Raw genomic sequence first — 13,281 nt, 5'->3', positions numbered from 1 at the left:
TACAGTATCTTGATAGAATTACCGTATATTGTTTTTATACATAAGGTAATTGTGTCATTACTCTAGGCTTTTATGTCATTAATAATACAAAACTAACCCAGATAGACCTACAAGAAAGTTCTATCTGAGAAGTTCGATTTTCTCCTGTGATTCAGTGTGAAATTCTATGTAATTTCGTGTCGGCTCTAATTCTGTGTGTGTGTGGGGTTATCAACCAAAATGAAAAAAACTGCTTGGAATTTATTGCTTACTTTACCAATGTCTATATTCCTCTTGGTCTTAGCAGCTAGTACAAAATCTTCTGCTAGTGAAAGAGGGCAAGAAAAGGAAACGACAGGTAAAGAGACCTTATCAACCGTCAGTATAAATATCCCTGACTCTGACAACGTTAATCAAATAATTACCCAAAAAGAAACTAACTCAGAACTTTTCTTTTCATCTAATGAGTTTCAAGATAGTGAGTCACAACTTACATCTGTATCCCAACTTTCAGATGTCCAACCAACAGATTGGGCTTTTCAAGCTTTGCAATCTTTAGTAGAACGTTATGGTTGTATTGCTGGTTATCCAGATAGTACATTTAAAGGTAATCGTGCCTTGAGTCGCTATGAATTTGCCGCAGGATTAAACGCTTGCTTAGATCAAGTAAATAAACTTATTGCATCATCCACATCAGATTTAGCTGTAAAAGAAGATTTGGAAGGCATACAACGTCTAACTGAAGAATTTAGTACCGAACTTGCTCAATTACGCGGGAGACTAGATAAGTTAGAAGCAAGAACAGCAGAAATAGAGGCTAATCAGTTTTCGACAACAACTATACTGAGCGGTCAGGCTCAGTTCGTACTGGGAGGTGTTTTAGCGGGCAATAACGTGATCACCAAAAAACCAGCACCTAATATCATCACATTTCAAAATGCAGTTCAATTAGCACTAAACACAAGTTTTACTGGTAAAGATCAACTGCGATTAGTCCTTTCAGGTGGAAATATTGAATCTTTGGGACAAACTAGGACTGGACTTTTGGGAACATTTGATGGCAGAACGGCCGATAATCGTAGACCTAATCCTGCTCAACCCAATCAGGTTTTTGTTAGTGGTATTCGTTATCGTTTTCCTATTGGTAAAAAGACCCAATTTAATATTTTTGCTCAGTCAGATGGAGCTAATGAAATAGGTTTAAGTGGACCAACTAACCCCTTTGAAGGTTCTTTCACTAATGGGATAACACGATTTTCCCGACGGAATATGGTGTACAACTATGGAGATACCGGACCGGGAATTGCTATTCTTCATAATCTAAGTGAGCAGTGGCAATTAGGAGCATCCTATAGCGCCCCTAATGGCAATGACCCCTCGCCTAATAATGGTTTGTTTACAGGCAGATATGTGGCTTTTGGACAATTAACTTACTTTAGCCCCAAAAAGAATTTTCGCCTTGGTTTAAGTTACGCTAATACCTACAGTCCACCAGGTGCAATTGGTCAAGGAGGAACAAACTTTGGACCTGCTGCTGGTAGTAACTTAGCAAATAGTACCGTACCTGGTGCGGGAACCGTGGGAAACCTTTATGGAATTGGGGCATTATATAGACTAAATCCAAAATTAACAGTCAATGGTTTTGTGGGGTATTCAGCCCATCGTTATTTAGGGCATGGAGATGGTCAAGTCTGGAATTGGGGAGCAGGAATAACATTTCCCGATTTAGGTAAAAAAGGTAGCTTAGGCGCTCTCTTTGTGGGTCAAGCACCAACACTGACTCGTTTAAGTTCAAATGTAGATTTAGGAGCAGGTAGGGGTCAAGCAGACAAAGATACTTCACTGCACATTGAGGGATGGTATAAATATAAACTCACTGATAATATTGAGATTACACCTGGATTTATTTGGGTAACAGCACCAGACTCAGATGCTAGTAATCCTGCTAGTGTAGTCGGTTGGCTGCGTACAACTTTCAGGTTTTAACCTAGTAAAGTACCTCTGATAATATAGCGCAAGCCATATCAAGATTTACATGATTCGAGGATTTGCAGGGTTTCGTATTTATTAAAATTCTTTAATCCTGTTAATCCTTTAATCCTGGACATCCTGATTCAGACATTTTCATTCTTTGCTATCATTATTTTTCCGAAAGTTAAAAGTTATGACTAACCTAACTGAATTACTAAATTATAGGTATGGTAATGACAAATTTAATCCAGATATTCCCTGGAGTGACACATTAGCAACTTTGCTATCTCATCGTTCAATTCGTGCTTATTTACCTGATGCTTTACCCCCAGGAACTTTAGAAGTTTTAATCGCTGCTGCCCAATCTGCCTCTACTTCCTCTAATCTTCAAACTTGGAGTGTGGTAGCAGTTGAAGATGGAAATCGTAAAGAAGAATTATCAAAACTAGCTAATAATCAAGCGCACATTCGCCAAAGTCCTCTCTTTTTAGTATGGTTAGCAGATTTAGCTAGACTAACAAATATTGCTGAAAGTCGTGGACTACCTCACGAAGGTTTAGATTATTTAGAAATGTTTTTGATGGCGGCTATAGATGCAGCTTTAGCAGCGCAAAATGCTGTAGTAGCAGCTGAATCTCTGGGATTAGGAACTGTGTATATCGGTGCATTGCGAAATAAACCACAAGAGGTAGCCCAAATTTTGAATTTACCTCCTCATGTAGTTGCTGTTTTTGGTTTGTGTGTGGGCTATGCAGATCCCGTTGTTAAAATAGCAATTAAACCACGTTTACCGCAATCTGTAGTTTTACATCGAGAAATATATAACCTTGCAGAACAAGAGCAAGGAATATTAGAATATAACCAAATCATGGAAAATTTCTACAATTCACAACATATGAATATTCCTGGTGATTGGTCGGAACATTCTAGTAAAAGGGTAGCATCGGCTGAATCTTTATCTGGTCGGCATAGGTTAAAAGAAATTCTGAATAATTTGGGGTTTGAATTAGGATAATTAAGTTTTGTAATCAGGGTATAAATCACAATAATTTGTTAAAAAATACTCAAAAATAAATTTTTGTTATTGTTTGATGTAGGCAATTAATAGATTAATTGCAAAATTTTTGTATGGAATAAATCCTCATAAGTAAGTGGGGATTTTTTTATGTCTATTTTTAATATTTTTTTCTCAAAGATGCTTGCAATTTTTAGATAATTGTGAAATACTAAGATAAAACTACGGTATTCCTACAAAGTTATCGGAGATTCTACTCAATGGCACGGAAACAAGCATACTGGTATTAATACCAGATGCTTCTTTACTAAAGCTTGTTGTCCAGAAATGTGATACTCAACCTAATAAAAGAGATGAATTGCTGTCAATCTTACATATCTCTTAAAGCCTGAGCATAAATATGTTGATTTTCTAAGGATTTCGGCTCAGAAAACTGTTACATAAGCATTGCCTATTTTTATTTGACAGCTTTACTCCCATGACAAGTAAACAATCCAAAAGTAAGAGGTTTTGAACATGACTAATAAAGGAATGCAATTAAATCTTGAAGGACTGAGAAAGTCTTTTGGCAACAAAACTGTTTTACAAGGAATTGATTTAGAGATTCAGCCGGGAGAATTTGTAGCTATTGTTGGTCGGAGTGGCTGTGGTAAAAGTACAATGTTGCGTCTAGTGGCTGGGCTAGATGCGCCCAGTGATGGCAATGTTTTGTTAAACGGTAAATATTCTGATAAACCTATTAATCCAGCCGTTCGGATGATGTTTCAGGATTCTCGTCTGTTACCTTGGCAGCGAGTATTGGCAAACGTAGAATTAGGTTTAATAGGTGCTAATTCTAAAGTTTATGCTCGACAAACAGCTTTACAAGTGCTTCGTGATGTGGGGTTAGAAGACCGCGCCCACGAATGGCCTTCCGTTCTTTCCGGTGGACAAAGACAACGGGTGGCTTTAGCCAGGGCATTGGTAAGTAAACCGTCTTTACTGTTGCTAGATGAGCCTTTGGGAGCGTTGGATGCCCTAACTAGAATTGAAATGCAACAATTATTAGAACGTTTGTGGACAGAACAAGGATTTACAGCATTGTTAATTACTCATGATGTAGAAGAAGCCGTAGTTTTAGCAGACCGAATAGTTTTGATTGAAGATGGTCAAATTAGTATGGATGTGAAAATTGATCTCCCACGTCCAAGAGCTAGAGGAGATGCAAAGTTTGCTAAGACTGTGGAGAAGATTTTAAACCGAGTCATGGGTCAACCAGAATATCAAAAGTCAGAAGTGGAATACGTTTTTAGTTCTAGTTCTGCGATCGCCTAAATTTCCACAACTTTACTCTACACAACTCTGTACAGCCATAAATTTAGGACTTGTCATCTAGTATTACTCAGTTTTCTTCTCAGTCAGTGGCAGTTAGTTTTTCTCGCACCTTAATGGGGTGGGTGTTCCTTTCCCACCTCACTTTCTTAAATTAACTTAAATTAAATAGCTGAAAAATTTTTTACTTACTCAATCATAAAAGGTAATTTAATAATGCCAAATTGGAAAAATAAAATTGAATCATGGAAAGGCCTACGTATTACTCGTCGTCATGCCTTATTTGCTTTTGGTTATAGTGTAGTTTTGTCAACTACACTATTTAGTTGCAACAGTCCGCAACAAAAACAAAGTAATTCAGAGATAAACAATACAGCATCTAATACAACTAATACATCTACCTCTGGGAACAGTTCTACCTCTACTCAAAAAGTAGTGAGGATAGTCCGTTCTAAACAACTTACAGCCTTAGCAGTTCTGGAGAAACAAGGCACTCTGGAAAAACGCTTAGAACCTCTAGGTTATAAAGTGGAATGGCCTGAATTTGCCGCAGGTCCACAACAGTTAGAAGCTTTAAATGCAGGTGGACTGGATATTGCTTCCACTGCTGAATCACCTCCTATTTTTTCCCAAGCGGCTGGCGCTCCCCTGGTTTATTTAGCAGCTAATTCTTCAGATGGTCAAGCAGTTTCTCTTTTAGTTCCAGCTAATTCACCTGTTAAAAGTGTCCAGGATTTAAAAAGTAAAAAAATTGCTTTCCAAAAAGCCTCGATAGGGCATTATTTAACAGTTAGAGCCGTAGAAAAAGAGGGTTTAAAACTAACTGATGTTGAGTCTGTTTTCCTAGCACCTCCAGATGCTAATGCAGCCTTTAGTCAAGGTAAAGTTGATGCTTGGTTTATTTGGGAGCCATTCGTTACCAGAAATGTGCAGAACAAAGTTGGTCGTGTGTTGATAGATGGTGGTAATGGTTTAAGAGATACTAATAATTTTATTTCTACAAACCGTAAATTCTATCAAGAAAATCCTCAAGTGATTAAAATATTTTTGGAAGAATTACAAAAAGCACAGGTTTGGTCTAAGAACAATCCCAAAGAAATTGCTCAATTGTTGGCTCCTGTAACTCAACTTGATGCACCAACATTAGAAAAAATGCACAGTAAATATGATTTTGCATTAGTGCCTATTACCGATGCAGTGATCAACAAGCAACAAGAAGTTGCAGATAAATGGTACAGCCTGGGACTAATACCCAAGAAAGTTAATGTTAAAGACGGGTTTTTAACACCGGAACAATATGCGGAAATTACTCCCAAAGAAGTGTTAGCAAGTAAATAAAAATTTGTAATTTATTAATCTGGAAATCTCAACTATGACGACTCTAACTTTAACCAAATTTCAAATTACTCCTCTTGATGCACCCTTGGGAGCAGTAGTTACTGGACTAGATGCTAGTCAAACCATTGCACCTGAAGTCATTTTACAATTAAAACAAGCATTGCGGGATTATCATATTCTCATCTTCAAAAATCAAAATTTGACTGATGAGCAATTTTTAAACTTTAGTTTTTACTTTGGTTCTCTTTTTGTTCCTCCAGATAACGTTCCAGTTTTAGCTTCTCAGCCCGGAATCACACCAGTGATAATTCCTGTTTCCAATGTTGATAACGGTTATACAGGAACAGGTGAAATACCTTTTCATTCTGATCATAAATGGACTCCTTTTCCTTCCAGTGGTTCTTTACTTTATGCTTTAGAAATTCCATCCCAAGGGGGAGATACTTCCTGGTTAAATCTAAATTTAGCTTATGCAACTTTGGATGAATCAACAAAAAAACGAATTGCTAATTTACAGTTGATTACTTATAATCCGTTTTTAAATAAACCAGGAGAACCCAGAAGAAAATATCGTGAGGATAAAAATATTCCTCTCATTAGTCCTGTATTTCCCCATCCATTAGTCAGAACACATCCAGAAAGTGGCAAGAAGATTTTATATTTAGATTACGCCACAGAAGTGGAAATTGTAGGTTTAGATCCCCAAGAGGGTCAAGAATTAATTGCACAGTTGCGATATCATCTGCATCAACGTCAATTTTATTATCAACATAAATGGTCTGTGGGCGATATTGTTTATTGGGATAATCAATCTACATTACATTACCGTCAAGCTTTTGATCCTAATGAACGTCGAGTTTTGAAACGGATTAGTTTAGCGGGTAGTCGCCCATTTTAGGTTTTGTAATAAAAACAGTCATAAAACAATTTGAATTGAAATTTATTGAGGAGACAGAAGCATGAAGCTTAACTTACCACGACGCATATTTTTACAGAAATTCCTTCAATACTCAATATCAGCATTAGCTTTAGTTACTCTTTCTGTACCAATTTCCAGTAAAATAGTCGAAGCCCAAAATACAACTAATAAAACAGGCATTAACACCAAAGTAGTCCGACTGGCTTATCAAACTTCTGGCGATATTGTAAAGATCAAAGGAGTAGTAGATAAACGTCTTGAACCTTTGGGTATCAAAGTAGAATGGTCTCCATTTCCTGCTGGACCCCAACTTATGGAAGCGATGAATGCTAACAGAGTTGATATTGGTTCTGTGGGAGAAACACCACCTATATTTGCTCAAGCTGCTGGCGCTCAACTTGCCTATATTGCTGGACGTAAACCCAGTAAGGGTGAAGGTAGTGCTATTGTTGTTCAACAAGATTCTCCTATTAAAACAGTTAAGGATCTTAAAGGTAAAAAAGTTGTTTTTCAAAGAGGATCTGCTTCACATTATTTACTGCTTAGAGCATTAGGTGAAGTCGGGTTAAAAATTAGTGATATTCAAGCAGTGAGTTTAACTCCTGCTGAAGCCCGTGATGCCTTTATTCAAAAGAAGATTGATGCTTGGGTAGCTTGGGATCCTTTTATTGCTTTTGTCCAGAAAAATGCTAATGCTCGTGTTTTGAGAAATGCTTCAGGAATTGCTAACCAAGGTGGTTTTTATATGGCTAGACGTAGTTTTGCCGTTGAAAATCCAGAAGTTGTGCGTATAGTTTTAGAAGAAGTGGATAAGTTAGGGGAATGGGCAGAATCTAATCCTAATGAAGTTGTGAAAATTCTTGCTCCTGAATTGAAACTTGATCCAGCGCTTTTATCTGTGGTAGTTCGTAGACGTACATTTCGTTTACGTCCAATTAACTCATCTCTGATTGCCGAGCAACAACGCATTGCGGATCTATTCTACAACGAAAAAGTGATTCCTAGGCGAATTGCTATCAAAGATTCAGTTCTCACTTCTCAGCAGTATGCAGCTATTACACCGCGAAGAATTAGTAGAAAATAACTACTAATTGAGATTCCTGATTTCTGAGAACAAATCATAATTGGTTGGTAAGAATTCAGGAGTCAGAATATTTGTGTGAATATTTGTGTCTAGGAACAAATAAACTCTGCTTGTAATCATTCTCATCATCACTTAATAAATAAATGGTCATGAAACTTTCTTCTACTGATTTTTCATCAAAGTATTCAACAAGAAAAAATAAGTTCTATTTTAAATTTCTGAAAAACCGCTATTTTCAATCATTTATACCCTGGGTTGTACCAATTACAATAATTGTAGTGTGGCAGTTGTTATCCTCTATTGGTGTTATTCCTACAAGAATATTACCCGCACCTTTGGCAGTTCTTATTGCTGCTATTAAATTAGCTCAGACAGGTGAACTTTTCAGAAATATTGGTATTAGTGCCTTACGAGCGATATCCGGGTTTTTAATTGGGGGAAGTATTGGATTTAGTTTAGGTTTACTTAATGGTGTTTCTCGGATTGCGGAAAAATTACTAGATACATCACTGCAAATGTTGCGGAATATTCCTAATTTAGCATTAATTCCTCTAGTAATTTTATGGTTTGGCATTGGTGATGAAGCGAGATTATTTCTAGTATCTTTGGGTGTAATGTTTCCCATTTATTTAAACACTTTTCATGGGATTCGTAGTGTTGATCATGGATTGATTGAAATGGGTAAAATTTATGGTTTAAATACTTGGGGTTTATTTTGGCGAATTATTCTCCCAGGAGCAATGTCTTCAATTTTAGTTGGTGTGCGGTTTTCTTTGGGGATTATGTGGTTAACACTTATTGTGGCAGAAACAATTGCTGCTGATTCTGGAATTGGATATATGGCAACAAATGCTAGAGAATTTATGCAAACGGATGTTGTTGTGTTAAGCATTCTAATCTATGCCTTGTTCGGCAAGCTGGCTGATATAGTTGCTAAAGCTTTGGAAAACTACTGGTTGCAGTGGAATCCCAGTTATTTAAAGGGTTAATCTACTAATACTCGATAAAGTTACAGTGTTTTTTTGTAAAAGTATTGCTTTTCTTGATTCATTTGTGCAATACTCTTAAACATTACCTCAATAGTACGGTTCATCGATAGAATTACCGTAGTTATTGATTGAGTTTTTGATTACAAAGTTTTACACTTAAACATCATGCAAGTTCTTTGGTTTATTCCCACACATGGCGATGGACGCTATCTAGGAACTGCTATAGGTGGTCGTTCAGTCAACTTTGATTATTGGCGACAAATTGCCCAAGCGGTTGATCAATTAGGATTTACAGGAGCTTTATTACCTACAGGTCGTTCCTGTGAAGATGCCTGGATTTTAGCTTCAACTTTGGTAAGTCACACTAAAAAAATGCGATTTTTAGTAGCAATCCGTCCAGGATTGATGTCACCAGGGGTAGCGGCAAGAATGGCAGCAACTTTTGATAGAATTTCTGGCGGACGACTATTAATTAATGTCGTTACTGGTGGTGATCCTGTTGAATTAGCTGGTGATGGTTTGCATCTTAGTCATGATGATCGCTATAAACTGACAGATGAATTTTTAACAGTTTGGCGACAAATAGCAGGTGGTGAAACTTCTAACTTTGAAGGTGATTATCTCAATATTAAAGAAGGGAAAATACTATTTCCTAATGTGCAGAAACCTTATCCACCTTTGTGGTTTGGTGGTTCTTCTGCGATTGCCCAAGAAATTGCTGCCAAGCACGTTGATGTATATTTAACTTGGGGTGAACCACCTGAAAAAGTAGCAGAAAAAATCACTTCTGTAAAACGTTTAGCAGAAGCACAAGGTAGAACCTTACGGTTTGGGATTCGTCTTCATGTCATTGTTAGAGAAACTGAAAGTCAGGCTTGGGATGCGGCTAATGATTTGATTCGTTATGTAGATGATGAGGCTATTAACAAAGCCCAACAAGCCTACTCTCGCATGGATTCAGTTGGACAACAGTTGATGAAGGAATTACATAATGGTAGTCGGGAAGCATTAGAAATTAGCCCCAATTTATGGGCAGGAATTGGTTTAGTGCGTGGTGGTGCTGGAACTGCATTAGTAGGCGATCCTGATACTGTTGCTCGAAGAATGCAAGAGTATGCAGATTTAGGAATTGATACTTTTATCTTCTCTGGTTATCCCCATTTAGAAGAAGCTTATCGGGTAGCAGAATTACTTTTTCCTCGTTTACCTTTGAATAATTTACCAACAGTAGAACCGCAGTTATTGAGTCCTTTTGGTGAGATTGTTGCTAACCGGGAATTTCCCCAGCAGCTTCAAGAACAACTTAGAGAAACAACAGTAGCAACTGTAGATTAGTTAAAAATTAATTAAATCAAGAGGTTTAGATCACATGACTAATATTTTAGCGATCGCTGGTAGTCCTTCTCATCCTTCCAGAACCTACGGAATTTTAGAATATGCGACTCAAATTGTTTCCCAACAAGGCTTAGAAACAGATATTATTTCTGTGCGAGATTTACCTGCGGAAGATTTAGTTTTTGGACGTTATAATAGCCCTGCTTTAGAAAAACCAAAAGCATTGTTAGAAAAAGCAAGTGGCGTAATTATTGCCACTCCAATTTACAAAGCCGCTTATACTGGGGTACTCAAATCTTTCTTAGATTTATTACCACAAAAAGCCTTAAAAGATAAGGTTATATTACCTTTAGCCACCGGTGGTACAATTGCCCATTTATTATCAATAGAATATGCCTTAAAACCAGTTTTAGGTGAATTAGGTGCAAGGCATATTTTAAGTACAGTTTACGCAGTAGATAAGCAAATTCAAATTCAAGCTGATGGAAGTTTGCAGTTGGATGAAGAAATTGATCAACGTCTGCAAGAAGTTTTAATAGAATTTGTGCAAGCTGTTAATAAATTTCACCCTGATGTTAAAGAATTAGCATATAGCAACTAAAGGCATCTATGAATCAAAACTCTGAATTTTCCTAGCCTATGGGTAAGTTCTGTTGATTAAATCAGCGTTACTAGTGATTTTAACTGACAATGCCATGACTTCTAGTTTTTTGACTACTCACACTCCAACTACGATCACTATAGTTGGCGGAGGCTTTAGTGGTACTCTAGTGGCTACCCATCTATTAAAAACTGCTAGTCAACCCCTGATCATTAAGTTGATTGAGCGCATTCGTCAAATTGGCAAGGGAATTGCTTATAGTACGGAGACTAACTGTCATTTACTCAATGTCTCAGCAGGTAACATGAGCGCGTTTCCTCATGACCCGGGACATCTGTTACGTTGGCTTCAGTACAACCGCAGCGAGTTAGAATCATTTTTTTCCGAAGAAGTCAATGCTAGTACCTTCATTCCCCGCAAAGTTTATGGTTTGTACATTCAGTCAGTTTTAGCAGAAGCAGAAGCCACAGCACCCAGTGATGTGCGTCTGGAAAGGGTGACTGATGAGGTGGTGGGGATACAACCGGAAGCAAAAAGGGCAGCTATTGCTCTCCGTAGTGGCCGCTATTTTAATGCCGATAAAGTTGTCTTGGCTTTGGGAAATTCCCTTTCTACACCTTCAGAAATTGAGAATACAGATAGTAATTATCTCCGCAATGCTTGGTCAGCCGATGCCCTAGATGATCTTGATCCTGATGCCCCTATACTACTGATTGGTACGGGATTAACAATGGTAGATATGGTGTTATCTCTGCACAGTCGCCAACACCGGGGTAAAATTTATGCTGTGTCTCGTCGGGGACTGTCTCCCCAAAAACATCAACCGGCTCAACCTTATGCTAATTCTTTAACTCCAGATACTTTCCCCACAACAGTACGGGGTTGGTTACATTGGTTGCGGACTGAGGTAGAAGTTGCCACATCTCAAGGTTATGGTTGGCGATCGCTCATTGACTCTCTACGTCCCCACACTCAGAAAATTTGGCAAAAACTACCAAAAGAGGAACAACGGCGATTTCTACGTCATTTAACACCTTATTGGGACATCCATCGTCACCGCATTGCCCCACAAGTGGGAGATGTAATCACAGAAATGCTCAATTCTGGTCAACTAACTATTTCTGCTGGCAGAATTAGAGAATATCAAGCTGTTCCTGGTGGTGTAGCTGTCACCATATCTGAACGCAAAACCCAGACTAATCAGATTTTGCCAGTGCGTCGAATAGTGAATTGTACCGGAGTAGCAGCAGATTATCGGCATTCAAATCATCCTCTGGTTACTAATTTGCGAAGCCAAGGATTAATTCGTCCGAATGTCCTGGGTTTAGGACTAGATACTAACTCCCAGGGTGCTTTATATCAAGCAGATGGTACAATTTCTTCCCTACTTTATACCTTGGGAACACCCCGCAAAGGCGATCTGTGGGAAACTATAGCTGTTCCAGAGCTACGAGGACAAGCACAGGCATTATCCCAGGAGTTGTTGCAGTCTCTACCATTGCGTGTGCGTCCTCTTCCTGCCATAGCTTTGAGCAATACCAGTACAGGAATACCACAGCCAACCTTTCTATTTCGCCAATTTTTCGACCCTGAAACCAGTAGCTATACCTACCTTATTGCGGATCAACAGTTAGGAGATGGGATTTTAGTTGATCCTGTATTAGAACAAGTTGACCGGGATTTGCAATCATTAGAAGAACTAGGATTAAAACTACGCTATTGCTTGGAAACCCATCTCCACGCTGACCATATTACAGGAGCAGGAAAACTCAGACAACAAACAGGCTGTCAGATCATCGTTCCTGAAAATCCTGCGGTAACAAAAGCAGATCGCTCTTTTGTAGGTGGGGAAATTATAGAACTGGGTTCAGTAACTATTGAAGCAATTTCTACACCTGGACATACTGCCAGTCACATAACCTATTTGGTGAATAAAACTCACTTGTTAACCGGTGATGCTTTATTTATTCGTGGTTGTGGACGTACAGATTTTCAGGGTGGTGATGCGGGAACTCTCTATGATGTGGTGACACAACGCCTATTTACCTTACCAGATGATACCTTAGTATATCCTGCCCATGACTACAAAGGGCGTACAGTTTCCACCATTGGGGAAGAAAAACGTCTCAACCCCAGATTTAGTGGCCGTACCCGTAGTCAATTCATCACCATTATGAATAATCTCAAATTGAGTTATCCCCAAAAGATGAATGCAGCAGTACCGGCAAATGAATACTGTGGTGATTTCATTCTCCAAGATAGCTTAAATCAGTCCACAACTTTAGCAAAAGAAGAACAAGAACAAATAGAACTAACCGTTATGGCAAATACAGAAATATACAATGATTACTTTGCTATGTATATATAGTGGCAGGTGAAAATGGAATTGGTGAAATGCTTTCCAATAGCTAAAGTAGTTGAAAAAGCTACCGCATATCATTAAAAACTATCTTCGATCCAGCAGCAGTAAAAGCAGTGCGATCGCCAAGTTGAGCATAACCAAAAACGGTCATTCCTGCTGCACATCCTGCTTGTACACCCGGTACAGATTCTTCTATCAAGGATTTGGTGCGTTATGCTGTCGCTAACACACCCTACATATCTTTTCATAACAGGACTTACGCAACTGGCACAGCGATCGCTAATTATTAGTATATGTGTACTGCAATAATGAAGATGTTATTGAATCAGACTGATTGAGAATTGTTAATAGTAATAGATTAAATAAATGACGGGTAT

11 protein-coding genes are annotated in these 13,281 nt (G+C 38.2%); 10 read left to right on the top strand and 1 reads right to left on the bottom strand.

Annotation, left to right across the window (positions count from 1 at the left end; all coding sequences use genetic code 11):
- Nucleotides 1-219: 219 nt before the first annotated feature.
- The 10 genes from FFR48_RS04480 to FFR48_RS04435 all read left to right on the top strand — a co-directional run bounded on the left by FFR48_RS04480 (nucleotide 220) and on the right by FFR48_RS04435 (nucleotide 12,910).
- Nucleotides 220-1,965, top strand: coding sequence for an iron uptake porin (locus tag FFR48_RS04480; RefSeq protein WP_137666498.1), 1,746 nt, complete (start codon nucleotides 220-222; stop codon nucleotides 1,963-1,965).
- Between the two features lie 178 nt (nucleotides 1,966-2,143).
- On the top strand, nucleotides 2,144-2,965 hold the full coding sequence (locus tag FFR48_RS04475; protein ID WP_137666497.1) for an NADPH-dependent oxidoreductase: 822 nt from the start codon (nucleotides 2,144-2,146) through the stop codon (nucleotides 2,963-2,965).
- 516 nt (nucleotides 2,966-3,481) lie between these two features.
- A complete protein-coding gene (locus tag FFR48_RS04470) occupies nucleotides 3,482-4,279 on the top strand; it encodes an ATP-binding cassette domain-containing protein (RefSeq protein WP_096572488.1) in 798 nt (265 codons plus the stop codon).
- A 213-nt stretch (nucleotides 4,280-4,492) separates the two neighbouring features.
- Nucleotides 4,493-5,614, top strand: a complete 1,122-nt coding sequence (locus FFR48_RS04465) for an aliphatic sulfonate ABC transporter substrate-binding protein (RefSeq protein ID WP_096572489.1) — start codon at nucleotides 4,493-4,495, stop codon at nucleotides 5,612-5,614.
- 34 nt (nucleotides 5,615-5,648) lie between these two features.
- Nucleotides 5,649-6,512 carry a TauD/TfdA dioxygenase family protein gene (locus tag FFR48_RS04460; RefSeq protein ID WP_137666496.1) on the top strand — a complete coding sequence of 288 codons (864 nt, stop codon included), beginning with the start codon at nucleotides 5,649-5,651 and terminating at the stop codon, nucleotides 6,510-6,512.
- 61 nt (nucleotides 6,513-6,573) lie between these two features.
- Nucleotides 6,574-7,617: a sulfonate ABC transporter substrate-binding protein gene (locus FFR48_RS04455; RefSeq protein ID WP_137666495.1), complete on the top strand. Its 1,044-nt coding sequence runs from the start codon at nucleotides 6,574-6,576 to the stop codon at nucleotides 7,615-7,617.
- 149 nt (nucleotides 7,618-7,766) lie between these two features.
- Nucleotides 7,767-8,606, top strand: coding sequence for an aliphatic sulfonate ABC transporter permease SsuC (gene ssuC, locus FFR48_RS04450; RefSeq protein ID WP_096572905.1), 840 nt, complete (start codon nucleotides 7,767-7,769; stop codon nucleotides 8,604-8,606).
- A gap of 165 nt (nucleotides 8,607-8,771) precedes the next feature.
- Nucleotides 8,772-9,941 (top strand): FMNH2-dependent alkanesulfonate monooxygenase, encoded by a 1,170-nt coding sequence (gene ssuD, locus FFR48_RS04445; protein ID WP_137666494.1) that lies wholly within the window; start codon nucleotides 8,772-8,774, stop codon nucleotides 9,939-9,941.
- 34 nt (nucleotides 9,942-9,975) lie between these two features.
- A complete protein-coding gene (gene ssuE / locus FFR48_RS04440; protein ID WP_096572493.1) occupies nucleotides 9,976-10,542 on the top strand; it encodes an NADPH-dependent FMN reductase in 567 nt (188 codons plus the stop codon).
- Nucleotides 10,543-10,636: 94 nt separating this feature from the next.
- On the top strand, nucleotides 10,637-12,910 hold the full coding sequence (locus FFR48_RS04435; RefSeq protein ID WP_137666493.1) for an FAD/NAD(P)-binding protein: 2,274 nt from the start codon (nucleotides 10,637-10,639) through the stop codon (nucleotides 12,908-12,910).
- Nucleotides 12,911-12,968: 58 nt separating this feature from the next.
- Here the strand turns inward: FFR48_RS04435 and FFR48_RS29990 are convergent, their stop codons facing one another.
- Nucleotides 12,969-13,103: an HAD family hydrolase gene (locus tag FFR48_RS29990; RefSeq protein ID WP_255427055.1), complete on the bottom strand. Its 135-nt coding sequence runs from the start codon at nucleotides 13,101-13,103 to the stop codon at nucleotides 12,969-12,971.
- Nucleotides 13,104-13,281 lie beyond the last annotated feature (178 nt).

It is taken from the genome of Sphaerospermopsis reniformis (genome assembly GCF_005402885.1).
GTDB lineage: Bacteria > Cyanobacteriota > Cyanobacteriia > Cyanobacteriales > Nostocaceae > Sphaerospermopsis > Sphaerospermopsis kisseleviana.
This window is presented reverse-complemented; position numbering and strand designations above follow the sequence as displayed.